The sequence below is a fragment of the Methanocalculus natronophilus genome, assembly GCF_038751955.1.
GTDB lineage: Archaea > Halobacteriota > Methanomicrobia > Methanomicrobiales > Methanocorpusculaceae > Methanocalculus > Methanocalculus natronophilus.
Window position 1 is genome coordinate 1 of record NZ_JBCEXH010000131.1, and the last position, 511, is coordinate 511.

Here is a 511-nt window from a genome sequence, read left to right on the forward strand (position 1 = left end):
GTAACAATATCACCAGCATATGCTTCATCTTTTGTTTGACGACTTAAGCCTTCATTGACAAATAATTTGGCAAGTCTCACAGTTTTTTGCTCACCATTTCTTTTGATTAAGGTGTAATCTGTTTTGGTTTTGAGCGTCCCTCTTGTGATTCTTCCTACCCCTAAACGGCCTAAATAATCATCATATCCTAATGAAGATATCTGCATTTTTAAAGGCTCATCCAAGGTTTTTGGATAGGGAGGAACGTGATGTAAAATAGTATTAAATAAGGCGTTAAATCACTGCTTTTTAAATCCATATCATCGGTTGCGATTCCTTCTTTGGCAATCCCATAAACGATTGGAAAATCACACTGTTCATCCGTTGCACCAAGTTCTACGAAAAGATCAAAACACTCATCAACCACTTCATCAACTCTCGCGTCTTTCTTATCAATTTTATTGATAAAAACTATCGGTTTTAACCCTTCTTTTAATGCTTTTTCTAAAACGACTCGCGTTTGAGGCATAGG

General features: G+C 36.4%; 2 protein-coding genes. Both read right to left on the bottom strand.

The window, feature by feature from the left end; all coding sequences use genetic code 11:
* On the bottom strand, window positions 1–224 hold a 224-nt coding region (locus tag ABCO64_RS10850), incomplete at its 3' end, for a hypothetical protein (protein WP_425463718.1).
* Window positions 209–511 (bottom strand): GTP-binding protein (locus tag ABCO64_RS10855; protein ID WP_343089492.1); only part of this gene is annotated, 303 nt, incomplete at its 5' end. The genes ABCO64_RS10850 and ABCO64_RS10855, both read right to left, overlap by 16 nt.